Here is a 24766-nt window from a genome sequence, read left to right as displayed (position 1 = left end):
AAACTACGAATCTCAGTTTCAGTTGTTACCGGTGTCTGTCACGTTTATTGTCACAGTGATAACAAAATTGTAACATCTATGCAATAGATAATGTAATATGAGTGTAGAGTCAACACAAAAAAGCAATGACTCGAAAGGAAACCGAGACCAGATATGGCTGATATTAGATTCTCGACCATGAGTACCCGCCTTAGGCGGAGCGAAATCCGCGAACTTCTGAAGCTCACCCGTCTTCCCGGAGCCATCTCTTTTGCCGGTGGTCTGCCCGACCCTTCGATCTTCCCTTTGGCGGCTGTGGAAGATGCTGCTTCGAGGGTGTTGCGAGAGCGGGGCAATCTCGCGCTACAATACAGTCCCACCGAGGGGGAGCCGTTTCTCAAAAAGCAGCTGGCCGCTTTCATGGCCCGGCAAGGCGATCCTGCCGCGCCGCAAGATATGCTTGTCGTGGCTTCGTCCCAGCAGGGTCTGGATTTGCTGGCGAAGGTATTCATTGACCAGGGCGATCCCATAATCATCGAGCGGCCCAGCTACGTGGGCACGATTCAGGCCTTCCGCGCGTTCGGGGCAGAGTTCCACGGAGTCGAGATGGACGATGAGGGTGTCATTCCGGAAGAGTTGGAAAGCACGGTCGAGCGACTAATCGCACAGGGCCGCCGCCCGAAATTCATTTACCTGATCCCTGACTTCCAGAATCCCTCCGGAAGAAACCTGTCATTGGAGCGTCGCCACCGCGTACTGCAGATCGCCGCGAAGTACGATCTGCCGCTGATCGAAGACAGTCCGTACCGCGAACTGCGCTACCGCGGAGAGCTGCTGCCGTCGGTCGATTGCTGTCGCGAACGGATGGTGCCTCCCGCCCTGCGATCTATCGAATCGGGTACTGCGTCAGCACCAGTCATGTTCACAAAAAATAACTTGACAAAATTGATCGTCTTAGTGCATTATTAGATCGACATCTCGATACGCATCACGCTATTTATTACAACTCTCTTTTACGGCACGTTTGACGCTTATGAACATTCCGCCCTTGCGCGCGTGCACCTTGGTTCCTGCTTCTGGATTTACATCAGCATCTTCTGGCAGACGCATAAGGGTCGTCTGTGGCGACGCCTTGTTCGGCTATCGCCTCAGTTCGCTCTTGAGGGTCACTATCACTCCGTGACGACAACGGGCAACCGCACACTGTTCGGTTGCCGCTTAGATATAGCATCACACACCGATTCTGCACAGGAGATGGTTATGCGCCAGCCGTTAGCTCTCTCGATTCTATTCGTCACACTTACAGTCGCTCTGTTCGCCCCGGCATCCGCCAGCGATCCCGATGACATCTACTGGGCGAGCGGGTTTGGCTTGGCCGGCATATCGTACCCCTACACGGGTATGACTATTTATGACAACAAGCTTGTCATCGGATGCTCGGCACGGGCTATCGCCGGGGAGGCGTTCACGCATGGTCTCGCTGTGTGGGATGGCAGCGAATGGTCGAGCTTCGGTTCCGGCCTGGACGTTGAGTCAGACTGGGTTTACGCAGTTGTGGAATTTAACGGCGACCTGATAGTGGGAGGCCAATTCTCCTCCGTAGCGGGTATGCCGGCCAATAACATCGCGGCCTGGAACGGGTCGTCCTGGTCGACTTTGGGAACGGGTGTGGTGGGTGGCGGGGTATTTGCGCTCGCGGTATTCGATTCGAAGTTAATTGTTGGAGGTGACTTCACTGGGGTGGATGGCTCACCTGTAAAGTACATCGCATCGTGGGATGGGACGTCATGGTCTCCCCTTGGAACCGACGCCGATAATATTGTCACGTCCCTTGCAGTTTATAATTCAACTTTGGTCGCAGGCGGACGGTTCACAACGATAGGCGGTGTCAGCGCAAACCAGATAGCGTCGTGGGACGGTGTGTCCTGGTCGCCCCTGGGGTCTGGAATTTCGGGCTCACAAGTGAATGCTTTGCGTGTTTACAACAGCCAGTTGATTGTTGCCGGTTCCATCTCCACGGCGGGCGGATCGCCTGTTAACAATATCGCAGCCTGGAATGGATCAACCTGGTCGGCGCTGGGCTCAGGGGTGAACGCGTTAGTCTGGGATCTGACAGAGTACAACGGTCGGCTGATAGTGGTTGGAATTTTCACGACCGCTGGTGGAAACACTGTCAGTTTTGTCGCGGCCTGGAATGGAGCAACGTGGTCGGACCTCGACGGTGGCGTGGACAACGGCGTTATGTCCGCCGGCGTCTACAATGGCCGCTTGTATGTGGCGGGTGGTTTCGGAGTGGCAGGTAACCCGGGCGGAGTACGTGCCGCAGGCGTCGCGGCATGGGATGACGTATCGTGGGACATTGTGGGTATGGGGCTTAGTGGGCGATGGGACCGTATTAATGCATTGACTGTTTACAATGGCAACCTGATTGCAGGCGGTGTGATTGGCAGCGCAGATGGCCAAAATGTGAACAACATCGCACAGTGGGATGGATCTTCATGGTCTCCTTTAGGTTCGGGGATGGACGGGGGCGTTGGCGCCCTGGCTCTTTTCAATGGGAATCTGATTGCCGCAGGCTGGTTTACCACCGCAGGGGGCACTCCCTGCACCCGCATTGCTGCCTGGAATGGGTCTTCATGGTCACCCTTAGGGTCGGGATTGAATGAAGAAGTTAAGGCTTTGACGGTCTACGACGGTAAACTAATAGCTGGTGGCTGGTTCACAATCGCCGACGGAGATAGTGCCAGATTCATCGCTGAATGGGACGGCTCTACCTGGCACAATCTGGGCGCAGGTATGAACTGGGTGGTCAACGCACTCACCGTCCACAATGGCTTGTTAATCGCCGGTGGTGATTTCACAACTGCTGGTGGGATTCCAATCTCCCGCGTAGCTGCCTGGGACGGCTCATCCTGGTCAGCCCTGGGGCCCGGCAGGGGTTTAGCGGTCTATTCACTTACTACTTACGATGGCAAACTCATCGCGGGGACGGTGGGCATTGTCTCGTGGGACGGCTCCACCTGGACAACGCTCACCTCCGGAACTGATCCAGCCTCAGCCCTTGTTCTCGATGTATATTCCGGAAAGCTGATCGCGGGTGGCCATTATACCGACTTTGCGGGCCACGAGTATGACGGGATCGCCGCCTGGGATGGCAGCACCTGGACGCCGCTCGGGTCGGGAATATCCTATTATGGGGCAACTGTGTACGCGCTCGCCACATACGCTGGGCGTCTTTGTGCGGGGGGAAACTTCGGAACAGCAGGAGACAAGGTCTCGGTGGACATTGCCATGTGGACCAAGAGCGCGGACGCCGACGGGGACGGCATCGCTGATGGCGATGACAACTGTCCATCGGTGTCTAATCTGGATCAGGCAGACGCCGATGGTGATGGACGAGGCGATGCCTGCGATAACTGCATCTGGGCGGCCAACCCCGGGCAGGAGGACGCCGACCAGGACGGAGTCGGCGACGTCTGTTCTTTCTCGGAGTCGACACCACCAGGTAATGACGTCAATGTGCAACTGGGCACTGACGTAAGCGTGACGTTTGACGGGGTTGACGAGGGAGGCAGTACAGCCATGACCATGACCCCGACCGCTACCGGTCCCGGCGGCTTTCAGGTGGTACCTTCCGACGCGCCGATTACCTACAACATTTCTACCGACGCCGCATACTCCGGCCTGATTCAGGTGTGCATCGACTATGACGACGCGGGTATGTCAGCCGAGGAAGAGCAGGCGCTGACCATGCAGCATTACACCGGGTCGGGCTGGGAGGATATTACTGTAGTGGGATATCCGGATGTTCTGAACAACGTCATCTGCGGAGAGACGTCGTCGCTCTCGCCGTTCGTGTTGGCCTTCCCGATCGGCTGCTGTGTGGCCCGGGTCGGCGACGCCAACGGGAGCGGCGAGGACGAGCCGACGATCGGCGACGTTACCACGATGATCGACGCCAAGTTTATCACCGGATCGTGTGTCGGTATCCTCAACTGCATGACGGAGGCCGACATCAATCAGTCGGGCGGTCCTGGCGCTGTCTGTGATGACGTTACGATTGGCGATATCACGGTCCTGATCGACTATCTCTTTATTACCGGACAGACCCTCGGTCTGCCGGACTGCTTGTAGCATGCTGTTTCCTTTCGGGCCCCGGCCGGGCGCCTCACCCCGGCCGGGGTAGTATTGGATACCTGCTCACCCCGCGGCCTTAGAATTCAATCACGCCACTGCGGCCAGTATCTCCTGCGCTGGTGGTTTCTTTGACGTTGAGCGGATTAGGACAGGAGCCGAGCTTGATATCGACAAAGACATCCTTGGGTGGCAGGGCAGTAAGGTTTAGTAGAATCGATATCGTACTCGTAGTGTAATTTGCGATTGCCAGGTCAATATCACCGTCGCCGTCCAGTTCGGACGCAAACAGATGGTACGGCCAAACGCCCGCGCCAAAGTGTTACGCCAACTGAAACGTACCGTCTCCACCCTGGTGGCCCACCCGCTTGCGGGTGGGAAGTATGTCGCCCTTGCGTGAGGAACTGCTTTCTGCCGGCAGATGAGGATCCCGCGCTTCTGCGCGAGGCCGGGCACTGCTTAGTGCGTAGTGGACGTCCTCATCCACCACGTTCGACACGCTGCACGAAACCCTGGTGCCCTACCCCCCGTTTTCCGGCTCTTTCGACCCCTCAATGCGCCCTTTCTGATGCCGGTACAGGTCGCGAAGGACCGGCACCGCCAGTACCGCAGCCGCAAGTGTAAACGCCACAAGCAAGACAACTATGATAAGAAGCCAGGGACTCATCAGGAACCGTCCTTTCGATTCGGTTAGGAGTCCATAACCTGCGCCATCGTTCGTTCTACTGACTCAGTTACTGCGAGGTCAGGCCGCTGCGTCCGCGCCACTCGCTGCGGGGTTTTGTCGGCCCAGGCGGCCTCAAAGTAATGTTGAAACTTGACTACTACGGTCTAAGTGGTTTTCTTATAAAGTAACGCGATCTGGTTTTTAGGCAAGACAAAACAATGTTCCGGCACAAGTTTCCCGCTCAACTTGTCCCTTTGGCGGTGCTTTTCGTACTGGCGATGACAGCGTTGCTGGTCGCCAGGGCCTTTCTCGTTCCGGAGACCTTCGGGGATTACGGCCCATACCGGGCCAATTCAGTTGACGAGATCGCCGCCCAACCGATTGTGTATGCTGGCGCGAAAGCGTGCGAGGACTGCCACGATGATATCGTCGCGCTCAAGTCTGACTCGCACCACCAGGGGGTAGCCTGCGAAGCCTGCCACGGTCCGGCTGCGGGGCATGTCGACGCGCCGGACGAGGTATCACCGCAGATCCCGCGCGGGCGCGGATACTGTCCCTTGTGTCATGGTTATAACCCGTCGCGCCCATCCGGCTTCCCGCAGATTCTCTCCGACCGCCATAATCCGGGCCGTCCCTGCATCGCCTGCCACGATCCACACGCACCGACTCTGCCGCGCACGCCGGAGGAGTGCGACGCTTGCCATCGGGAGATCGCCAACGACAAGATGGTCTCGCCGCACACCATGCTGGCGTGTACGCAGTGTCATTCTGTACCCAACGAGCACCTGTTATCGCCGCGGTCGGCCCGGGCGCTCAAACCGACCGACCCCGGCACCTGCGCCCCGTGCCACAGCGAGAGCGGGACGGCCAAGTTCGAGGCACCCACAATCAATTTTGAGTCTCACGGGGAGCGGTATTTATGCTGGGATTGCCACTACCCGCACCATCCGGAGGCCAATTAATGACAAACTCGCGGCCGGAATCACGGTCGCCGGGCATGGCCCGCAGGACGTTTCTGCAAAACCTCTCGGCCAAGTTACCGGGCCTAATCGCCTTTTTCGCTCTGGCTAAACCGGGTAAAGCCGGCGCCGACGAGCCGGGCGGGTACGACCCTGAGCAGCATAACTACGCGATGGGTATCGACATCCACAAGTGTATCGGGTGCGGGCGGTGTGCCGACGCCTGCAAGTCGGAGAATAATGTCCCACGCGACGAGCACTTCTTTCGGAGTTGGGTCGAACGGTATGTAGTCACTACCGATCGAGAGGCCCACGTGGACAGCCCCAATGGCGGAATCGACGGCTTCCCGGCGTTGCCTGATGACACTGATATCCTTCGGTCGTTCTTTGTGCCGAAACTCTGCAACCACTGCGTGAAGGCACCTTGTGTCCAGGTCTGTCCCGTAGGGGCGACGTTTCTAAGCCGCGACGGAGTCGTGTTGGTTGACGAGAGCTACTGTGTGGGGTGTCGCTACTGTATCCAGGCGTGTCCGTATGGGGCACGCTACCTGCATCCGGAGAAGCAAGTCGCGGACAAGTGCACGTTTTGTTACCACCGCCTTCGCGAGGGCCTGTTACCGGCCTGTGTGGAGGTCTGTCCCACCCAGGCGCGGGTTTTTGGCGAGATCGGCCACAAGAGCTCGCCGCTCCACCGGTTCCTCCGGTTCAATGAGATTACCCAGCTCAAGCCTTATCTCAACACGGAGCCGAAAGTGTATTACGCCGGCGCCGACGGAGAGGTGATCTGACCATGACCCCGATCCTGCCGTTGCTGCTGCTGACTATCCCCGGGGCCGAGGGGTATATCTACCCGAATGAGTACGAACTTCACTGGTCGATTCATATCGTGCTCTATCCGTATTTGACCGGTCTGGTGGCAGGCGCGTTTATCCTGGCGTCGCTGGAAAAAGTTTTCAACGTTAAGGTCCTGCAGCCGATCTATCGTCTGGCCCTGATCACGTCGCTCGCCTTCCTGATTGCCGCGCCCCTGCCGCTGATGGCGCACCTGGGGCACCCCGAGCGCTCGCCTGAGATGTTTTTGACTCCGCACACGTCGTCAGCGATGGCCATGTTCGGTTTTGTCTATGCATGGTATCTGATGGTAGTGTTGCTTCTCGAGATCTGGTTTGACTACCGCAAGGATATCGTGATCTGGTCACGCGATAAAAAGGGGCTAATCAAGTATGTATATAAGGTTCTCACGCTCGGCGTGACCGACATCTCTGAAAGGGCGATTGCCTTCGACCAGAAGGCATGCAAGTTCATCACTGTCTTGGGCATTCCATCGGCCTTTCTCTTGCACGGGTATGTAGGCTTTATCTTCGGGTCGGTAAAAGCCAACCCCTGGTGGAGCTCGGTGCTCATGCCGATCGTGTTTCTCTTCTCGGCGATTGTCTCCGGTATTGCGCTGGTTTTGCTGGTCTATGTCATTACCTCGCTGGTGCGGTGGCGGCGCATCAGTATGCCCTGCCTGAATAAGCTGGCCGAGCTCTTGTTGTACGCGATGATTATTGACCTGTCGCTGGAGATGCTCGATTTCATACACCGGCTATATGAGTCGGAGGAATCAATCGAAATCTTGTCAAAGATGATCAGCAGCCGGCTGTTCATCAGTTTGATTGTAACGCAGCTTCTGATCGGATCGGCGCTGCCGGTTCTTACTCTGATTTTTGCGCGGTTTGGCCGGCTGCCGGACGAGATGCGGCGGATGTTCTACTTTATTGCGGCTATTCTGGTTCAGGTAGGCATCTTCGCCACACGCTGGAATGTGGTAATCGGCGGGCAGTTGTTCTCAAAATCGCTTCGCGGACTCACTACCTATAAGCTGGAGTTCTTTGGAATCGAGGGTCTACTTGCCGCAGTAATCCTGCTTCTGCTGCCGGTGCTATTCTTGTGGATACTTGCCAAACTTCTGCCGCCGTGGGTCCCGGAGGATCAACCCCACGACACCGGCCACCGAACGCGCGAAGTTGATCTGCCGCCCGGGTCCCTGCCATCCTCGGGAACAGTCTGATCCAATTCAAATGGGGTGGGGTGCCGGGCGGTCTATAGTAAGGACCCCGGCCCGTTTACGCTCAGATTGCTGATCGCTCCGAGCCGACGAATAAGCTGTTGCCGCATAAATACTTAATCAGCCCCCCGGCATTGGATCAGGGATCGGCGCGAAATCCAATGTTGAATCGACGATCCGTTCATGTCGCCGAAAAGCAGGTCCTTCCCCGGACTCGCTTTGGGGTGCGGACATCCACTTTAGTCCCAATTGGCCGATACAATATACAATAGACCTCGAGAGAAGATAAGGGAAGCGATCTTGGAGGTATCATGTCGGGCGAGCGAAGAAAGAACGAGCGCCATAGTTCAAGGAAGTATCTGAAAGTCCACGATCATTCTACGAGAGAACTCCTTGGGCGACTTGTAAACCTGTCATCCGACGGGGCCATGCTGATTACGCCGGGGCCTGTCAAGGTGTCCGGCACTCGTCGTTGCGCAGTCCAGTTGGTGGACCAGATAATGGGACGCGACGAAATCATCTTCGATGCCGAGTGTCGCTGGTGCAGGAAGAACGTCAAGGAGGATAGATGGGAATCGGGGTACCGGTTAACAGTTACTGGAATCGACGCGGTTCTTATCTCGTACCTGATTCTCGGTCTAAAGTTAAGGTTCTGGGGCGAAGAGGACCTCCCCGATGCCAAGACAGTGGAAAAAAGGAACCGGAGGAAATCAGATAGATACGAACTCGATCGTCCCCTGCCGGTCTTCGAACGGAACAGTTATCGCCAGATCGGCGAACTGGCCGATTTCAGCCTCAGCGGAATTCGAATCATTACCCCTAAGCCGGTCGATAAAGATACGGTGCTCCATTGCCGCGTGAAATTGCCGGAGCAGGTGTTTCAGCGAGAGTACCTTGTACTTGACGTCAGGTGCATGTGGTGCCGCCAAGGGGAGAGCGGCCTTGGTTATGAATCCGGGTACAGTATAGTGAACATTTCCAGACAGGATGCTTCGATCATTCTTCATCTTCTGGTACATAAAGGAAAGAAGCAACTCGACAGACCGAGAATGCAGGTTGTCGGATAAGGTCCTCTCCGCGTCACGGCTCACTCCGGCTTTTTCTCCAGCACCCCCGCATCCCGCATGAGATGCTTCAAAACCAGGATCTGTCCGAAATGCCCGGCGAGGTGCTCGAGTACGTGGTAGAGCGTCCAGGCAGGCGTTACCGACATGTCCCTCAATCGGTAGCCGGTGTCGAGGTCAGCATCGCGCCAGGTCCGGAGCGTGGCGTGTGTCGACGCGCGAGTTTTATCGAGCATCGCCAGGTAATCGGAGAGGCTCTTGCCGGATAGCGTAGCCGGGTGGCACCCGTCGGCGGCCAGCGGCAGGCCGTCGTCATCCATGCGGATGCCAATAGTTTCAAGGATCAGGTTATCGCCGTCGGGTGTGAGCGGCATCTGGGCGGGGGCGACGTTTATCCAGTAGACCTCCGCCACCGCCAAATGGGCCAGGAGCATCCCGATAGTGTTCACTCCCGGGTGCGGCTGCCACTCAAGGTGTCTTGTGTCTAGTTCGGCGACCGAGTCTTCCAGCCGTCGCAACTGGTCGTCGAGCTGCGCGGCGAAGTATGCCAAAACCCGCTGGGACGAGGAATCATACCCCTCGGGGCTTGCCAGTTTACGTTCTTTCAATCAGGGCTCCTTTGAAGCTGAGTTTGTGTCGACTGCCGCCGCCCAATATAATTCGACTGCGCCCGCGGGCCAAGCGCCATGACAGATCCGAGAGCGGTTAGGGATGCCGGCTCTCCGGGCGGCGGTTGCAGAGGGGAGTGATCAAATTATGTTTGCTCGGATGGCGGAACGCGGTATCGTGGAGCCCTGACGCGAGCCGTTCGGGCCTGCTCTTCGAGGTTCACACTCCGCGGGAACCATTCCCGAGCAGACCGGTTGAGACAGTTGATTTTGGAAAACAGCCATGTCCGCAACAGTAGCTGAATACCTGAAACTGACCAAACCGACCATCATGCTGCTGGTCATCTTCACGGGTGCGACTGCGCTCGTGGTCGAGGGCAGCATGCTGGCTCAGCCGTGGCGTTTCCTACTCTTCATGGTGGCTTTGTTTCTGACCGGCGGATGTGCCAACTCGCTCAATCAGTATTTCGAGCGCGATCTGGATGCGTTGATGAGCCGCACCGCCGGACGGCGGCCGCTGCCCCAACGCCGGCTCTCACCCGGCAGCGCCCTGACCTTCTCGGTCGCTATTGGCATTGCGGGGTTAGTGATCCTCGCCCTTTTCTTCAATTGGCTGGCGGCGCTGCTGGCGCTGGCGACCATTCTGTTTTACGGACTGTTTTATACTCTGGTACTTAAGCCGACCACGGCGCAGAATATTGTTATCGGCGGCGCGGCCGGCGCCATGGCTCCGGTAGGAGCATGGGCAGCGGCAACCGGGACAACCGGCTGGCTCCCCTGGCTCATGTTCGGGATCATATTCTTTTGGACCCCGCCCCACTTCTGGGCGCTCGCAATCGCCTACAAGGACGATTACCGCCTCACCGGCTTACCGATGATGCCTCTTGTGCGGGGTGAGCGCTCTACGCTCAGGCAAATGCTGGTGTACGCCGTCATGCTGGTGGTGACATCGCTGCTGCCCGGGCTATTCGGGGCGGGCTGGGTCTATCTGGCGTTTGCGGCGACTCTCGGCCTGGTCTTTCTGTGGCGGAGCGTAGGCGCGCTGAGAAGCGGCTCCATGGAGAGGGTTCGTGGGCTGTTCCGGTTTTCGATCTTGTACCTTTTTGGGCTATTTTTGGCGCTCCTGATAGATTCCCGGATCGCCAACTGGTTTTGAGTCGACAGCCGATTTCGTCTGACTCGGTATGACAGCAACAGGAAAATGTTGACAGCGGCGGTCGATTCTCTATTTTGGGTGCCGATTTCGACAACCAGGCGGCAGGTGACAGGAATTTGGTTTGGTTCTTTTCCGCTAATCCCTGTTTGGCGTAGGGACTGGGTTATTACAGCGACAGAGATTTGACCTTTGGCACAGATATTCCCTAAATGGACCAACTACGTGCCGACCGTTGCTGCGGTAGGCGGGGTGCTGGGTTTGATAGGCGCCGTCTGGTTTGTCTGGTACTATTTCTCTCCTGAGTACACGGATGTGGGGTATCGACCCAAACAGCCGGTCGAGTACTCCCATAAGATTCATGCCGGTGATCTGGGCATCGATTGTCGTTATTGTCATACCAGCGTGGAAAAGCAGGCGCGCGCCAATGTGCCGCCCACCCGCACCTGCATGAACTGCCACACTCTGGTCAAGACAGAGAGTGATAAACTGGAGTTGATCCGCAGCAGCTTTACCTCCGGCTTGCCGGTGAAGTGGGTCCGCGTGCACAACCTGCCCGATTTTGCCTACTTCAATCACTCGGCTCATGTCAATGCCGGGGTGGGCTGTGTCAGTTGCCATGGCGATGTAACCGAGATGGCGGAAATCACTCTGGCAAAGCCGCTCAGCATGAGCTGGTGTCTCGACTGCCATCGGAACCCGGACCCCAATCTTCGGCCGGTCAGCGAGGTAACGAATATGAAATGGGAACAGCTCGCCGGGCACGCCGAGTGGGTGGCCGAGTGGGAGCTGGAGAAGAACATCAAGCCCCCGACCGATTGTTCGGCGTGCCACAGATAGAAGATTGAGATGGAATCGAAGGGCAAAGATTACTGGCGTTCACTTGACCAGTTGGCTCAGACCGACGAGTTCAAGGAGTTCCTCTACCGGGAATTCCCGAGGGGCACGGTTGAACTGGCCGACAACGCCTGGACCCGTCGGTCGTTTCTGACCACCATGGGGGCATCACTGGCGCTGGCCGGCTTGACCTCGTGCCGTCGGCCGGTGGAGAAGATCGTTCCGTATGTCACGCGCCCCGAGCAGATCGATCCGGGTGTTCCCAACTACTACGCTACGACTATGCCTTTCGGTCTGTCAGCAATTGGCGTGGTGGTTACTACCTATGAGGGCCGCCCGACGTTCATTCAGGGCAACGAGTTGCATCCGTCATCGCGCGGAGCGGTCAACCCGATAGTCCAGGCATCCATACTCGATTTGTATGATCCAGATCGCTCCAAGTCGGTCCTGCGAGACGGGAGCCCCGCGTCCTGGGCAGATTTTGTCGCCTGGTGGAAAGAGCAGCACGCGAGATTTCTGCAGGGCGGCGGGGAAGGGCTGGCGGTGCTTTCCGAGACTTTTAGCTCGCCGACTCTGGCCCGGCTCAAGCGCCAGTTCCATGAGACATTTCCCAAAGCGAAGTGGGTGGCCTGGGAGCCGATCTCTGACGAGAACATCTACAAAGGGATCGAGCTGGCCACCGGCCAAGTGCTTCAGCCAGTGTATGACTTCGCCAATGCAAAAGTGGTCCTCGCTCTCGATTGCGATTTTCTGGGTACCGAGAGTGATGCGATAGCGAATACGGCCGGATTCTCCGAGGCGCGAGGGGTCTTCTCGCAACAGGACGAGATGAATCGCCTCTATGCGGTCGAACCGAGTCTGACTATTACCGGCATGATGGCTGACCACCGGGTGAGGAGCTCCGGTGGGGACGTGGTTCGTTTTCTGGCGGCACTCGCGGCCGAGGTGAACAGGCGTGGGACCAGCGCCGGTTTCATCCCAGAAACAGCAGACCACTCGTTCGATGCCATACTGCTTCGAGTTTTAGCCGACGATCTGCTGGCCAATCGTGGCCGGTCTCTCGTGATCGCTGGTCGCCGCCAGCCGCCTGCTGTCCACCATATTGTGATGGCGCTGAATCAGGCGCTGGGAAATATCGGCACTACGGTGGCGTTCCATCCATCCCCCGACATGGTGATCGCTGACACCGCAGGACTTGGTGCACTGGTCGCTGATATGAACATCGGTAAGGTGCAGGCACTCGTCATGCTTGGCGGCAACCCGGTATATCATGCGCCGCGCACCCTCGAGTTCGAAGCGGCGCTGTCGAAAGTCCCGGCACGTGTTCACCTGGCGACCCACGTGGATGAAACGTCGACCAACGTCTCCTGGCACCTGCCTCGCGCGAATTACTTGGAAAGTTGGGGAGATGCCCGCGCTGCCGACGGCACTGTCAGCGTGGTGCAGCCGACTATACGCCCTCTCCACGGCGCTCACGGAGATATCGAGTTTGCCGGCCTGCTCGTGACCGCGGAAGAGAAGTCGGCTCATGAACTGGTACGCGAAGTCTGGCGGCAGCGTTTTCTAAGCGGAGATTTCGAGGCCAACTGGCGACGGGTACTTCACGACGGAGTGTTTCATCCGAAAGATGCCGGGCCGGTGCGGCCGAGTGTGAGCCCGGTACAGTTGTCTTTAGAAACGTCGCATTCGGATGATATGGAGGTCTCCTTCAACTGTGGAGCCGTATTCGACGGCCGCTGTGCCAACAACGCCTGGTTGCAGGAGCTGCCTGATCCCGCCACCAAGCTGACGTGGGGCAACGCCGCGCTAATCAGTCCCAAACTGGCCGATGCTCTCGGTTTGAAGAGCGAAGACATGGTCGAACTCGATATGGGCGGTCGTTCGATTGAAATCCCCGCCTGGATTTCTCCGGGTCAGGTGGATAATTCGATCTCTGTCGCTCTAGGGTACGGGCGCACCGCGGCTGGACAAGTGGGCGACGGTGTCGGTGTAGATGTCAGCCCGCTTCGAACTTCAGAGAACATGTGGTTCGAGTCAGGTGTGAAAGTACGTAAGACCGGCCGGACAATCAAAATGGCCTGTACGCAGGATCATGGCAGCATGGAGGGTCGGCCGATCGTGCGCGAGAACACCCTGGCCGGTTACAAAGAAAGCGGGGAGTTCTACCCGAAAGAAATCGAACACCCGTCGCTGGCTTCAATGTGGAACGAGCACAAGTACGACGAGGGCTACCAGTGGGGGATGTCAATCGATCTGAACGCCTGTACGGGTTGCAACGCCTGTGTGATTGCCTGCCAGTCGGAAAACAACATACCAGTAGTGGGCAGGGAGCAAGTGGCCCGGGCGCGCGAAATGCATTGGATGCGAATCGATCGCTACTATGCGGGCGATATCAACGACCCTGAGGTTGCCGTCCAGCCGATGAACTGCCAGCACTGCGAGATGGCCCCCTGTGAGCAGGTCTGCCCGGTAGCGGCGACCAACCATGACACAGAGGGCCTTAATGTCATGGTGTACAACCGGTGTATAGGGACGCGTTACTGCTCCAACAACTGCCCGTACAAAGTGCGCCGGTTTAACTTCTTCAATTACACAAAAGACCTGCCGGAGGTGGTGCAGATGGCCCAGAACCCGGAAGTGACCGTGCGCTTCCGTGGAGTGATGGAGAAGTGTACGTATTGCATACAACGGATCAGTGTCGCCAAATCAAATGCCAAGAACCAGGGCCGCCCGGTGGCCGACGGCGAAATCAGGACCGCCTGTCAGTCGGCCTGTCCGGCCAGGGCGATTGTATTCGGCAACATCGCCGATCCCGACAGTGAAGTTTCGAGGCTCAAGAAGAATAATCGCAAGTACCGAGTCCTGGAAGAGTTGAACGTACGGCCCAGAACGACCTACCTGGCCAAGCTGCGCAATCCGCATCCTTCGCTGGCGAGCAGGCGCGAACCGACCGACGAGCATGGTCACGGATGAGCTTTAGACGATGAGTGTGGTAGAGAAGACAGGATTGCCCCCGGGCGCCGAGGCGCCGCTGGTCACGGGCGGACATACGTTCGCCTCGATCAGCAACAAAATCAGCGAGATTGTCGAGCGCAAGACCTCGATGGTCTGGCTGCTGTCATTCGGCGCGGCCTTCTCTTTTGTCCTGCTGCTCATTGGCTCGATCGGTTACCTGTTCTGGGAAGGTACTGGTATCTGGGGCCTGAATGTCCCGGTCGGATGGGGTTACGATATCGTGAACTTCGTCTTCTGGGTCGGTATTGGACATGCGGGTACGCTCATCTCGGCGGTGCTCTTCCTGTTCCGTCAGAGGTGGCGGACATCGATCAACAGGTTTTCAGAGTCGATGACGCTGTTTGCGGTTATCTGCGCGCTGATGTTTCCGGCTATACATGTCGGCCGAGTGTGGGTGATCTACTGGGTTTTCCCGCTGCCCAACCAGATGGGCATGTGGCCGAACTTCCGGTCGCCGCTGCTGTGGGACGTTTTTGCGGTGTCGATCTATTTCACCTGCTCGTTCTTGTTCTGGTATGTCGGACTGATTCCTGATCTGGCCACGCTGCGCGACCGTGCGGTTACCCGGGTCCGCAAGTTCGTATTCGGCCTGCTCAGTTTCGGCTGGCGGGGCGGAAACCGCCAATGGAAGAACTACGAGCTCGCCTACCTGATCCTGGCGGGCATATCGACCCCGCTCGTTCTGTCCGTGCACTCGGTAGTTTCTACCGACTTTGCCACGTCAGTTATTCCCGGCTGGCACACCACGATTTTCCCGCCCTACTTTGTGGCGGGCGCGATCTTCTCCGGATTCGCGATGGTCATGTCGCTGGCGGTGGTCGCAAGAAAACTGCTCAACCTGCATGACTTCATCACGGTGGATCACCTCGAGAAGATGAACAAGATCATGCTGGTCACCGGCATGATGGTAGGCTACGCCTACGCCTGCGAGTTCTTCATCGCCTGGTACTCGGGGAGCATCTACGAGTCGTTCGCGTTCATAAACCGGGCCTTCGGTCCGTACGCCTGGGCATACTGGATTATGGTCACCTGCAACGTGCTCGTGCCGCAGCTCTTCTGGGTGAGGAAATGGCGGCGCACCGTGGCCGTGATGTTTGTAGCATCAATCCTCATCAACATCGGCATGTGGTTCGAGCGCTTCGTGATCGTCATGTCGCTGGCGCGTGACTACCTGCCGTCGAGCTGGGACTACTACAAACCGACTATCTGGGACGTAGCCACGCTGGTCGGTTCGTTCGGACTGTTCTTCACGTTATTTCTGCTGTTCGCCCGTTTCGTGCCGATGATCGCCATGTCCGAGGTCAAGGCCGTGCTTCCTCAGGCCGACCCGCACCACGGAGGGACACATTGATGGCGACGACTACGCAGAAGAGAGTCTACTCGGTGCTGGCCGAATTCGCCACGTCCGGTGAACTCCTCAAGGCCGCCGAGAAAGTGCGCGACGCCGGCTACAGGAAGTTTGATTGCCATTCGCCTTTTCCGATTCATGGCATGGATGCCGCTATGGGGCTGCCAAGGTCGAAAGTCGGTTATATCGCCGGAATTAGCGGCCTGTGCGGCGGCCTGTTCGGCATGTGGATGCAGTGGTGGACCAGCTCCGTCGATTATCCTGTTGTGATTTCGGGCAAGCCGTATTTTTCGTTTCAGGCGTTCATTATTGTGACTTTTGGCCTGACTATTCTAGGCGCGGCGCTTGGGGCGGTAGTGGGCATGCTCTTCCTGAACCGCCTGCCACAGTGGTTTCACGGCAACTTTTACTCGGAGAACTTCAAGCGGTTTTCCGACGATGCCTTCATTATCAGTATCGAGTCCGACGATCCCAACTTCGAGCCCGAACGCGTGCGGAAGTTTTTTGAGACGATCGGCGGCCGAAATATCGAGGTGGTAGCGGGCGAATGAAGAGGCTATCAATCATAGCGCTGACAATCCTGTTGGTTGCTGGCTGCTCGCGCCATCAGCCGTCGGACCAACCCCCCGTTCATATCGTGCAGAACATGGACGATCAGCCGAAGGTCAGGGGGCAGGCGGAGAGCCGGTTTTTTGCCGACGGCTCCGCCATGCGTGAGCCGGTAGAGGGGACAGTCGCGCGCGGATGGCTGCGCGCCGACTCGTCGTTTTACTACACCGGACGCGATGCCGACAGCGTTCTTATCGCCGGGGCCCCGGTCATAATGTCCATGGAAAGGCTTCAGCGGGGCCGCGAGCGGTATGACATCTACTGTTCTCCGTGTCACGGGCGCCTCGGGAACAGCCAGAGTATCATGGTCAGGAGAGGGATGCTGCCGCCGCCGAGTTTCCATGAGCAGCGCCTGCGCGATGTCGAAGACGGTCACATATTCGAGGTGATCAGCAACGGCATCCGCACCATGCCGCCCTACAAGTATCAGATTCCGGTCGATGACCGGTGGTCGATTGTCGGCTATGTGCGGGCGCTGCAACGAAGCCACAATGCGACTATAAACGATCTGCCCATCGGCATTCAGGTTCCCCGCTGATCGGAGTTGGCACTGCTGTGAAATACGACTCTCAGACATATCGTATCACGGACCGGGGCAAAGTCGTCCCGATTGCGCTCGCGATCGGGGTGGTCGGCCTGGCAGCCGGCGCCTGGGGCTGGTACAGCGATTCCGCCCGGTTCTATCATGCCTGGCTGACGGCGTTCGTCTATTGGCTTTCGCTGGCCCTGGGGGGCCTGTTCTTTACCATGCTGCACTACCTGACAGCGTCGCGCTGGAGTGTGGTACTTCGCCGCATTTCCGAGGGCCTGATGCAGCAGCTTCCCTGGCTGGCTGTGGCTTTCATACCGGTGTTGATCGGCGCGCACGATTTGTATCACTGGACCCATGCCGATGCAGTGGCCGAGGATCACCTGCTCCAGCGAAAAGCGGGTTATCTCAATATCACGTTCTTCGTCATTCGGGCGGTGGCGTTCTTTGCTGTCTGGACTATCATCGTGTTTCAGCTAAGAAAGCGCTCTTTGGCGCAGGATTCACGGCCGCAGGTCGACCACATCTCGGGTCTCCGGAAAGTATCCGCCGCCGGTATGCTGCTGTTCGCTCTGACAGTCACGTTCGCCGCGTTCGACTGGCTGATGTCACTGGACCCGCACTGGTACTCGACCATATTCGGCGTCTACTTCTTCGGCGGGACATTCCTCGGCGGCCTGGCTCTAATTGCTGTCATCAGTCTGTTTCTCCGGCAGAATCGTGTGCTCGATGAAAGCATCACCGCGGAACACTACCATGATTTGGGCAAGCTGATGTTCGCCTTCACCATATTCTGGGCGTATATCGGGTTCTCCCAGTACTTCCTGATCTGGTATGCCAACATTCCCGAAGAAACGGTCTGGTACCTTGCGCGCTGGGAAGGTTCCTGGCGCACGGTCAGCCTGCTGCTGTTTTTCGGGCATTTCGCGATCCCGTTCACGGTGCTCATCTTCCGAGCGGTCAAGCGAAGCCCCCTGTTGCTCGGGCTGGTGGCGGGCTGGTTCCTGGTGATCCACTGGGCCGACATGTACTGGCTGGTCTATCCGACCCACTCGCCGCAGGGCGCGCAATTCGGCTGGCTCGAGATCGCCTGCGTGATCGGGCTAGGCGGACTGTTTTTCGCCATGTTCTGGCGTACTTTCAGCTCGCGCCCGGTCGTCCCGACCGGCGATCCCTGGCTGGAGAAGTCGGTTAAGTTAGTAAACCAGTGAGTAACTCCATGAGCGACCACCCCTCCGGATACGAGACGCGCGATACCAGCATTCGCGGAATAATAATCACTAGTGTCGTGACCGTGGTCGTCATCGTGATCCTGGTCATCGCGATGTATGATTACTTTATCAAGACCCGTGAAGAAGTGTTCTACGAACAGGCGCTCAAACCGCAGTCACCCGAGCTGAAGGAGTTGCGACGGATCGAGGATTCCGTCCTAACCAGTTATGAGCTAATAGATTCGGCGAGCGGAACGTTTCGCATTCCGATTACGCAGGCGATGGGCCTGATAGCGACCGAATCGGCGGGAACTACGTCTGGAAGGTAGCTGTTAGGTGGGTCGATGACTCCATTACTCGTGAAAGTCAATGCGCTATGACTCGTTTATGGACTATATGGCTCACTTTAGTAATCGTTGGCGCTGCCGGCAACGTTTTTCCCCAAGTGGTGCTGGAGAATGCGCCCGATCTTGAGAAGATCGACGTAGTCGATCACACCGGCGGCACGGTGCCGCTCGACCTGGTGTTTCGCAACGAGTCGGGGGATATTGTTAGATTCGCTCAGTTCTTCGCGGTGGATCGCCCGGTCATTCTGATTCTCGGGTACTACCGCTGTCCAATGCTCTGCAACCTGGTTTTCAACGGGATGACGAGCGGCCTGAATCAACTTGATTGGTCGATCGGCAAGCAGTTCCAACTGGTAAATGTGACCATCGACGGGAGCGAAACTCCCGATCTGGCCGCAGCCAAGAAAGCCAACTATTTGGCGTCATTGAAGGGCGAGGTCGATCCCTCCGGCTGGGCGTTTCTGGTAGGCGACTCGACTCAATCGCGAGCGCTGGCTGACGCGGTCGGGTTCAAGTACTTCTATAACCCTGAACGACAGGAATGGGCGCATCCAGCGGCGGCGTTCGTACTTACGCCGGAGGGGCGCATCTCCCGCACCCTGTACGGCATCGAGTTCAGTAAGACCGATCTGAAGTTGAGTCTGCTCGAAGCATCCCAGGGCCGGCTCGGCAGCCCGCTAGATAAACTGATCCTGTATTGTTACCACTATGACCCGTCATCGCGCGGGTACACCGTCGCGGCGGGCAACCTTATGAAGCTCGGCGGCGCCGCGACCGTGACGGCGCTGGGTATCTTTGTAGGCCTGCTTTGGTACGGCGAAAGGCTGCGCCGTCGCATGACTCGTTCCGTCTCTCCGATCGAACTCCCCAAGGTTGACATAAAGGGCTGATTTCCGCGTGGATACCGTTTCATTTCCCTGGCTTCCGTCGGCGGCCTCGACCACCGCGGCTGACGTCGACGCCTTGTTCAATTTCATTCTCTTTGCCGGCCTGGCTTTCTTTCTCATAGTGACCGCGGGTGTGATCGCGTTCGTCCTGCGGCACCGTCGCCGCGGAAAAGCCGGTTTAACCTACGGGAAAGATCATAGCCTGGCGCTTGAGATCACCTGGACCGTGATTCCCGTAATCCTCATCGTCATCGTATTCGTGTGGGGATTCAAGGGTTATATGCGGATGAATGTCGTCCCGCACGGGGCGCTCGAGATAAAAGTCACCGCCCAGAAGTGGTTTTGGACCTTTGATCACCCCGACGGCGCCAACGCAGTCAACGAACTGGTAGTGCCGGTGGGCAAACCGGTCAAGCTGCTGATGTCCTCAGCGGACGTCATTCACAGCTTCTTCGTGCCGAATTTCCGCGTCAAGATGGACGTGCTGCCCAACCGGTATACGGTCACCTGGTTCGAGGCGACCGCCGAGGGTGTCTATCCACTTTACTGTGCCGAATATTGCGGGAAGGGGCACTCGGAGATGCTGGCGGCGGTTAGAGTGGTGAGCGATTCGTCGTACCAGGCCTGGTTGAACGCCAACTCGGTCATGGGCGCCGGGCTGACTCTGGAGCAGTACGGAGCGCAGCTTTATACAACCAAAGCCTGTGTGACTTGCCACAGCCTGGACGGTACGGCCAAGGACGGTCCCAGTTTCAAAGGACGATTCGGCACCGAGATATTATTGAGTGACGGTTCCCGTTTGTTAATGGACGAAAATTACATGCGAGAATCAATTCTTGACCCCCGAGCCAAAATGGCCAATGGATTTCAGCCGGTGATGCCTACCTTCCAGGGGATATTGAAAGACCGCCAGATCGATGCCCTTATCGCCTATATCAAATCGCTAAACCAGAAGTAGGAGTTCATGTATACCGGTCCGGAAAACAGCTACCTCAAGCAACCGCGCGGCCTGAAGTCGTGGCTGCTGACTCTCGATCATAAGCGCATCGGCGTGATGTACCTCACCGCCATTATGTTCTTCTTTCTGGTGGGCGGCCTCCTGGCGGTGCTGATGCGGGTGGAGCTTTCTTCACCTGCCAGGGATGTCGTCAGCGCCGAGCTTTACAACCGGCTGTTCACCCTGCACGGCGCCATCATGATCTTCATGTTCATAATTCCGTCGATTCCGGCGGCGATCGGCAATTTCGTCCTTCCTCTGATGATCGGCGCGAAGGATGTTGCCTTCCCTCGCCTGAACCTGGCCTCCTGGTACATTTACGTGGTCGGGTCGCTTATCGCCGTGGCCTCGATACTTCAGGGTGGAGTGGACACCGGCTGGACTTTCTATACCCCCTATTCCACGAGCACCAACAGCGCTGTAATCACTCTGACGTTTGGCGCCTTCGTGCTTGGGTTTTCGTCGATCTTTACCGGGCTCAATTTCATTGTCACGATTCACAAGATGCGCGCGCCGGGGATGACCTGGTTCAAAATGCCGCTGATGGTCTGGGGACTGTACGCCACCGCGATCATCCAGGTGCTGGCTACACCAGTACTGGGCATCACGTTGGTTTTGCTGATTTTTGAGCGGCTGTTCGGTATCGGCATTTTTGACCCCGCCATGGGCGGCGATCCCGTTCTATACCAGCACTTCTTCTGGTTCTATTCACACCCGGCAGTTTATATCATGATCTTGCCGGGGATGGCGATAATCTCGGAGTTGATTGCCACCTTCTCGCACAAGAGGATTTTCGGCTACAAAGCGATCGCCTTTTCCTCGCTGGGGATCGCCCTGGTCAGCTTCCTCGTGTGGGGTCACCATATGTTCACGTCGGGTCAGTCAGAACTGGCCGCGATGATCTTCTCGTTTTTGACTTTTCTGGTGGGTATTCCGTCCGGTATTAAAATCTTCAACTGGGTTGCGACCATGTACCGGGGCTCAATCTCGCTCAAGACACCCATGCTTTACGCCATCGCTTTTCTGCTGCTGTTTACCATTGGCGGATTGACCGGCATATTTCTCGGGACGCTCGCTGTCGATGTCCACCTGCATGACACCTATTTTATCGTAGCGCATTTCCACTATGTGATGATGGGCGGCACGGTGATGGCGCTTCTTGGCGGCATTCACTACTGGTGGCCCAAAATGTGGGGTAAGATGTACAACGAGACCTGGGGCCGCATCACGGCAGTGCTCGTCTTCGTGGGCTTTAATGTCGCTTTCTTTACTCAGTTTATCATGGGCTCGCAGGGGATGCCCCGCCGGTATTACAGCTATCCCGATCAGTTTGCGTTTCTCCACGAGGTTTCGTCGGTGGGCGCCTATATCCTGGGCTTCGGCTTCCTGATCATGGTGATCTACCTGATACACTCACTCTATCGCGGCAAACCTGCTGCCCGGAACCCGTGGGGGGCGCTGACCATGGAGTGGGAGGCCGCCTCGCCGCCGACAACGCACAATTTCGATAAAGACATGAAGCTGGAGCACGGGCCGTACGATTTTGACCGCGTTGAGGTCGAGGACGAGGAGATGGTGAAAGCGTGAGCAGCGAATCTCTGTCGACACGTCCGGCGCATCTGCAGCACCACTTTGCGGACACCTATCAGCAGGGCGACGCCGCCCGACTGGGGATGTGGGTTTTCCTGCTGACGGAAATCCTGCTGTTCGGCGGACTGTTCTGCTTCTATGCCATCTACCGGTCGTGGTATCCGGACATGTTCATCAATGCCCACCGGCATCTAAACGTCTGGCTCGGCGGCACTAATACAGTCGTGTTGATTACCAGTTCAGTCACCATGGCTCTGGCTATCCGCTCCGCGCAGCTTGGTAAGCGTCGCGAGGCGGTCTACAACCTGGTGGCGACACTCCTTCTGGCCGCCGTGTTCCTGATCATCAAATACTTCGAGTACGAGCACAAGATCCACCTTGGTCAATTGCCGGGGAAATTCTACACCTTTCAGGGCATCGCCGGCTCCAATCCGCACGTGTTTTTTTCGGTGTACTTCCTGATGACCGGCCTGCACGGGCTTCACGTGATCGGCGGCATGGGGGTGATCGCCTGGATGATCCAGCGCACTCGGCGGGGCGAATTCTCGCCTGAATACTACACGCCGCTGGAACTGACTGGCCTGTATTGGCACCTGGTGGATCTTATCTGGATTTTCCTCTTTCCCCTTTTGTACCTGATCGGCTGAGGTGAGCTAATGGCGCACGACACACACACACCCCACATCCTGCCACTTTGGCTCTATCTCAGGATAGGGATTGCCCTGTTGGTGCTGACTATTGTGACGGTCTGGGTGGCGCAGTATCACCTGGGGCCGTGGAATCTGTTTGTGGCGATGCTGATCGCGGTTACCAAGGGGACATTGGTGGCGATGTTCTTCATGCACCTCAAATACGCCAGCCGGCTGTATGCGACTGTTTTTGTCGGCGCTCTGCTGATGCTGACCGTGTTCATCGTTTTTACGATGTTTGATACCATGTACCGGGACAAAATCTACGAGTTCGAGGCCAGGCCGATCAGCGACAAGGCGATTATCTATCAGCAAAACCCTACCTCTTCCGAAACTCCTGACACTGCATCGGCCGGCGCGGCATCGCCGGCCTCAACTCCTGTTGACAGCGGCCACTGAACTCGCTCATATTGGAACCAGCGGGCGATATTTGAGAACCACTGGCGCCCGGGACTCGTATGACTGCATTTCGTCGATTAGCTCTGCTGACCACTGGTGCAACTTATTTCCTCGTTTTCGTTGGGGGGCTGGTGCGCGTTTCTGGCGCTGGACTCGGCTGCCCTGACTGGCCGAAATGTTTCGGCCGGTGGATTCCGCCGACCTCGCTTGACCAACTGCCGCCCGATATCGACCCGTCGACCTTCAACATCACTCTGGCCTGGATCGAGTACATCAATCGGCTCGTGGGAGTAACGGTCGGCTTTCTGATTCTGGCGGTGGCGGTTCTGGCGATCCGCCACTTCCGCAAAACGCCGAGAGTGCTCTACTCGTCGTTGGCTGCAGCCATCCTCGTGGCGATACAAGGGTGGCAGGGCTCACAGGTCGTGGCCTCCGAGCTTGAGCCGTTAATCGTTACTATCCACATGGTGCTGGCGCTGGTGATTGTCTCGCTCCTGATATTCGCAACCCTTGAGAGCTACACGGTGAGTGCAGAGAGGGACAAGCGAACGGCTGAATTCCCGCGCTACATTCGCACCCTGATCGGCGTGCTGTGGCCCGTCACTATAATCCAGATTATTCTCGGAAGCCAGGTGCGCCAGGCGCTGGAAACCGTGGCAAGTCAATACCCGCGGATGAGCAACGCCCAGTGGTTTGCCCATGTCGGCGCTATCAACGAACTGCACTTGATTGTCGGCATACTTGTGGGTCTGCTGACAGTGTATACCGGACTGGTGGTGCTTCGCTCCGACGCTGGCAAAGCCGCCACTGTACGCTATGTCGTTTTTGGCATGATGGCACTGGTAGTACTTCAAGCAGGATCGGGCTTGAAGCTGCTTGTGTCCGGCGTGCCGGCCCTGACCGACCTCTTCCACCTTTGGTTTGCATCTTTGTATATCGGCCTGCTGCTGGTGCTCTGGTCAGTTGTTCGCGGCCCGGTCAGGCTCGCCTTCGAGTGGGGGACCGGCTTCAGAAAGCTCGCAGCTACGACTCTTGTATTTGTAATACTAATGGGTGTGGGCGCATGGCTGGTAATCGATCAGGCGATGCAGTCTCGCGAGCAAACCGCACTGGCAAACAATACATCCGGCACCACTCGCACAGTAGACGTCATCCCGTCCGAACATCCCTGACCATGCCGCTCCTGCCCACACTCAACGCCATCCTGAACGCGATAACAACCGCCCTGCTCGTGGTCGGGCGGATGAAGATCAGGCAGGGCAAGCAGGACACACATCGCCGGATCATGCTCACCGCGCTGGTAACTTCAGCGTTGTTTCTGATCAGTTATTCGATCTATCACGCCCAAGTCGGCTCGGTTCCGTACCCATATCACGACTGGACCCGGGCACTGTACTTCGTCGTCCTCACGCCGCACGTGATACTGGCCGCGCTACAGATACCGTTCGTGATCGCGCTGGTCTGGCTGGCGCTCCATGGACGGTTTGACCGGCACCGGCGACTGGCGCGCTACGTCTGGCCGGTCTGGATGTTTGTTTCGATCTCCGGGGTTGTTGTTTATCTGATGTTGTATTGGCGATAGTCTGCTGAGTTCGAAGGTCGAAACCAGTCCCGCGCTTCGCGGGGCGGTTTCGACAGTTCTTACAGAGCATTCAGCGAGGAGCCGGCAGATGAGGGCATCTGCCGGGCACACT

The 24766-nt window shown here is 57.4% G+C and carries 23 protein-coding genes; 21 read left to right on the top strand and 2 right to left on the bottom strand.

The annotated features are described in order from the left end of the window. Window positions 1-153 precede the first annotated feature (153 nt). Window positions 154-948 carry a PLP-dependent aminotransferase family protein gene (locus tag AB1772_00455; protein MEW5794804.1) on the top strand — a complete coding sequence of 265 codons (795 nt, stop codon included), beginning with the start codon at window positions 154-156 and terminating at the stop codon, window positions 946-948. Between the two features lie 291 nt (window positions 949-1239). Next, window positions 1240-4113 carry a thrombospondin type 3 repeat-containing protein gene (locus AB1772_00450; GenBank protein MEW5794803.1) on the top strand — a complete coding sequence of 958 codons (2874 nt, stop codon included), beginning with the start codon at window positions 1240-1242 and terminating at the stop codon, window positions 4111-4113. A 520-nt stretch (window positions 4114-4633) separates the two neighbouring features. Here the strand turns inward: AB1772_00450 and AB1772_00445 are convergent. Continuing rightward, window positions 4634-4780, bottom strand: coding sequence for a hypothetical protein (locus tag AB1772_00445; protein MEW5794802.1), 147 nt, complete (start codon window positions 4778-4780; stop codon window positions 4634-4636). A gap of 218 nt (window positions 4781-4998) precedes the next feature. Between AB1772_00445 and AB1772_00440 the strand changes: the two genes are divergently transcribed. The 4 genes from AB1772_00440 (at window position 4999) to AB1772_00425 (ending at window position 8856) form a co-directional block, all read left to right on the top strand. Beyond that, entirely contained in the window at window positions 4999-5742 is a 744-nt protein-coding gene (locus AB1772_00440; GenBank protein ID MEW5794801.1) for a hypothetical protein, read from the top strand. Further along, entirely contained in the window at window positions 5742-6527 is a 786-nt protein-coding gene (locus AB1772_00435) for a 4Fe-4S dicluster domain-containing protein (protein MEW5794800.1), read from the top strand. The genes AB1772_00440 and AB1772_00435 overlap by 1 nt, the downstream gene beginning before the upstream one ends. A gap of 2 nt (window positions 6528-6529) precedes the next feature. Further along, window positions 6530-7792 (top strand): NrfD/PsrC family molybdoenzyme membrane anchor subunit, encoded by a 1263-nt coding sequence (gene nrfD, locus AB1772_00430; GenBank protein ID MEW5794799.1) that lies wholly within the window; start codon window positions 6530-6532, stop codon window positions 7790-7792. Between the two features lie 308 nt (window positions 7793-8100). After that, window positions 8101-8856, top strand: coding sequence for a PilZ domain-containing protein (locus tag AB1772_00425; GenBank protein ID MEW5794798.1), 756 nt, complete (start codon window positions 8101-8103; stop codon window positions 8854-8856). Between the two features lie 20 nt (window positions 8857-8876). Here AB1772_00425 and AB1772_00420 read toward each other — a convergent pair whose 3' ends face one another. Then, the gene (locus AB1772_00420) at window positions 8877-9461 is read right to left on the bottom strand and encodes a DinB family protein (GenBank protein ID MEW5794797.1); all 585 of its coding nucleotides are present in this window, start codon (window positions 9459-9461) and stop codon (window positions 8877-8879) included. Between the two features lie 283 nt (window positions 9462-9744). On the opposite strand from AB1772_00420, the gene AB1772_00415 reads away from it, so the two are divergent. From AB1772_00415 to AB1772_00345, 15 genes are all read left to right on the top strand, one after another. Further along, window positions 9745-10617: a heme o synthase gene (locus AB1772_00415; GenBank protein ID MEW5794796.1), complete on the top strand. Its 873-nt coding sequence runs from the start codon at window positions 9745-9747 to the stop codon at window positions 10615-10617. A 189-nt stretch (window positions 10618-10806) separates the two neighbouring features. Then, window positions 10807-11454, top strand: a complete 648-nt coding sequence (locus AB1772_00410) for a cytochrome c3 family protein (protein MEW5794795.1) — start codon at window positions 10807-10809, stop codon at window positions 11452-11454. A gap of 9 nt (window positions 11455-11463) precedes the next feature. Further along, on the top strand, window positions 11464-14424 hold the full coding sequence (locus tag AB1772_00405; GenBank protein ID MEW5794794.1) for a TAT-variant-translocated molybdopterin oxidoreductase: 2961 nt from the start codon (window positions 11464-11466) through the stop codon (window positions 14422-14424). 10 nt (window positions 14425-14434) lie between these two features. Further along, on the top strand, window positions 14435-15817 hold the full coding sequence (nrfD, locus tag AB1772_00400; GenBank protein MEW5794793.1) for an NrfD/PsrC family molybdoenzyme membrane anchor subunit: 1383 nt from the start codon (window positions 14435-14437) through the stop codon (window positions 15815-15817). Next, on the top strand, window positions 15817-16365 hold the full coding sequence (locus tag AB1772_00395) for a DUF3341 domain-containing protein (protein ID MEW5794792.1): 549 nt from the start codon (window positions 15817-15819) through the stop codon (window positions 16363-16365). Before nrfD (AB1772_00400) ends, AB1772_00395 begins: the two co-directional genes overlap by 1 nt. Next, complete coding sequence (locus AB1772_00390) at window positions 16362-16961, top strand: cytochrome c (protein MEW5794791.1); 600 nt, start codon at window positions 16362-16364, stop codon at window positions 16959-16961. The genes AB1772_00395 and AB1772_00390 overlap by 4 nt, the downstream gene beginning before the upstream one ends. 17 nt (window positions 16962-16978) lie before the next feature. Then, a complete protein-coding gene (locus AB1772_00385; protein ID MEW5794790.1) occupies window positions 16979-18163 on the top strand; it encodes a hypothetical protein in 1185 nt (394 codons plus the stop codon). A gap of 8 nt (window positions 18164-18171) precedes the next feature. Beyond that, window positions 18172-18492: a hypothetical protein gene (locus tag AB1772_00380; protein MEW5794789.1), complete on the top strand. Its 321-nt coding sequence runs from the start codon at window positions 18172-18174 to the stop codon at window positions 18490-18492. Window positions 18493-18539: 47 nt separating this feature from the next. Next, window positions 18540-19400: an SCO family protein gene (locus AB1772_00375; protein ID MEW5794788.1), complete on the top strand. Its 861-nt coding sequence runs from the start codon at window positions 18540-18542 to the stop codon at window positions 19398-19400. Window positions 19401-19407: 7 nt separating this feature from the next. Further along, the gene (gene coxB, locus AB1772_00370) at window positions 19408-20355 is read left to right on the top strand and encodes a cytochrome c oxidase subunit II (GenBank protein ID MEW5794787.1); all 948 of its coding nucleotides are present in this window, start codon (window positions 19408-19410) and stop codon (window positions 20353-20355) included. Between the two features lie 6 nt (window positions 20356-20361). Continuing rightward, window positions 20362-21981 (top strand): cytochrome c oxidase subunit I, encoded by a 1620-nt coding sequence (ctaD, locus tag AB1772_00365; GenBank protein ID MEW5794786.1) that lies wholly within the window; start codon window positions 20362-20364, stop codon window positions 21979-21981. Further along, window positions 21978-22631, top strand: coding sequence for a cytochrome c oxidase subunit 3 family protein (locus AB1772_00360; protein MEW5794785.1), 654 nt, complete (start codon window positions 21978-21980; stop codon window positions 22629-22631). Before ctaD ends, AB1772_00360 begins: the two co-directional genes overlap by 4 nt. A 9-nt stretch (window positions 22632-22640) precedes the next feature. Continuing rightward, window positions 22641-23072 carry a cytochrome C oxidase subunit IV family protein gene (locus tag AB1772_00355; GenBank protein MEW5794784.1) on the top strand — a complete coding sequence of 144 codons (432 nt, stop codon included), beginning with the start codon at window positions 22641-22643 and terminating at the stop codon, window positions 23070-23072. A gap of 59 nt (window positions 23073-23131) precedes the next feature. After that, the gene (locus tag AB1772_00350; GenBank protein MEW5794783.1) at window positions 23132-24244 is read left to right on the top strand and encodes a COX15/CtaA family protein; all 1113 of its coding nucleotides are present in this window, start codon (window positions 23132-23134) and stop codon (window positions 24242-24244) included. 2 nt (window positions 24245-24246) lie between these two features. Beyond that, the gene (locus tag AB1772_00345; GenBank protein ID MEW5794782.1) at window positions 24247-24654 is read left to right on the top strand and encodes a DUF420 domain-containing protein; all 408 of its coding nucleotides are present in this window, start codon (window positions 24247-24249) and stop codon (window positions 24652-24654) included. Window positions 24655-24766 lie beyond the last annotated feature (112 nt).

It is taken from the genome of Candidatus Zixiibacteriota bacterium (genome assembly GCA_040752815.1).
Classification (GTDB): domain Bacteria; phylum Zixibacteria; class MSB-5A5; order GN15; family FEB-12; genus JAGGTI01.
This window is presented reverse-complemented; position numbering and strand designations above follow the sequence as displayed.

Excerpts from the sequence above, each read along its gene's own strand:
- AB1772_00375 (MEW5794788.1), top strand. The coding sequence starts at position 18,540 with ATGACTCGTTTATGGACTATATGGCTCACTTTAGTAATCGTTGGCGCT.
- AB1772_00345 (MEW5794782.1), top strand. The coding sequence starts at position 24,247 with ATGCCGCTCCTGCCCACACTCAACGCCATCCTGAACGCGATAACAACC.
- AB1772_00455 (MEW5794804.1), top strand. The coding sequence starts at position 154 with ATGGCTGATATTAGATTCTCGACCATGAGTACCCGCCTTAGGCGGAGC.
- AB1772_00435 (MEW5794800.1), top strand. The coding sequence starts at position 5,742 with ATGACAAACTCGCGGCCGGAATCACGGTCGCCGGGCATGGCCCGCAGG.
- AB1772_00425 (MEW5794798.1), top strand. The coding sequence starts at position 8,101 with ATGTCGGGCGAGCGAAGAAAGAACGAGCGCCATAGTTCAAGGAAGTAT.
- AB1772_00355 (MEW5794784.1), top strand. The coding sequence starts at position 22,641 with ATGGCGCACGACACACACACACCCCACATCCTGCCACTTTGGCTCTAT.
- AB1772_00450 (MEW5794803.1), top strand. The coding sequence starts at position 1,240 with ATGCGCCAGCCGTTAGCTCTCTCGATTCTATTCGTCACACTTACAGTC.
- nrfD (MEW5794793.1), top strand. The coding sequence starts at position 14,435 with ATGAGTGTGGTAGAGAAGACAGGATTGCCCCCGGGCGCCGAGGCGCCG.
- AB1772_00440 (MEW5794801.1), top strand. The coding sequence starts at position 4,999 with ATGTTCCGGCACAAGTTTCCCGCTCAACTTGTCCCTTTGGCGGTGCTT.
- AB1772_00380 (MEW5794789.1), top strand. The coding sequence starts at position 18,172 with ATGAGCGACCACCCCTCCGGATACGAGACGCGCGATACCAGCATTCGC.
- AB1772_00350 (MEW5794783.1), top strand. The coding sequence starts at position 23,132 with ATGACTGCATTTCGTCGATTAGCTCTGCTGACCACTGGTGCAACTTAT.
- AB1772_00415 (MEW5794796.1), top strand. The coding sequence starts at position 9,745 with ATGTCCGCAACAGTAGCTGAATACCTGAAACTGACCAAACCGACCATC.
- ctaD (MEW5794786.1), top strand. The coding sequence starts at position 20,362 with ATGTATACCGGTCCGGAAAACAGCTACCTCAAGCAACCGCGCGGCCTG.
- AB1772_00395 (MEW5794792.1), top strand. The coding sequence starts at position 15,817 with ATGGCGACGACTACGCAGAAGAGAGTCTACTCGGTGCTGGCCGAATTC.
- nrfD (MEW5794799.1), top strand. The coding sequence starts at position 6,530 with ATGACCCCGATCCTGCCGTTGCTGCTGCTGACTATCCCCGGGGCCGAG.
- AB1772_00445 (MEW5794802.1), bottom strand. The coding sequence starts at position 4,780 with ATGAGTCCCTGGCTTCTTATCATAGTTGTCTTGCTTGTGGCGTTTACA.
- AB1772_00405 (MEW5794794.1), top strand. The coding sequence starts at position 11,464 with ATGGAATCGAAGGGCAAAGATTACTGGCGTTCACTTGACCAGTTGGCT.
- AB1772_00390 (MEW5794791.1), top strand. The coding sequence starts at position 16,362 with ATGAAGAGGCTATCAATCATAGCGCTGACAATCCTGTTGGTTGCTGGC.